Annotated in this window: 1 pseudogene; it reads left to right on the forward strand. The window is 69.7% G+C overall.

Annotated elements, in window-relative coordinates:
* A pseudogene (locus KVS67_RS13330) lies at positions 1 to 234 on the forward strand (GTP pyrophosphokinase family protein); the annotation flags it as partial.

A 234-nucleotide genomic window follows, 5' to 3' on the forward strand; every position in this document is an offset into this window, starting at 1 on the left:
CACGCCCTCGGCGGACGTCGAGGCGCTGCGCGGCACCCCCGTGTCCGTGTTGACGCAGCTCTCCCCCGCGTTGTCCGAGGCGCTGGATCGCCTGCGCAAGGACGTGGAGCGTTTCGACCTCGTGTACCGCTCGGCCCTGCTCCAGGTGGGGGCGCGGCTCGTGGAGTTGCGGAACGCGGTCACTCACCTGCACGGCTACAACCCCATCGAGCACATCGTCACGCGGGTGAAGAC

The sequence above is a fragment of the Micrococcus sp. GbtcB5 genome (assembly GCF_019091605.1).
Classification (GTDB): Bacteria; Actinomycetota; Actinomycetes; order Actinomycetales; family Micrococcaceae; genus Micrococcus; species Micrococcus luteus.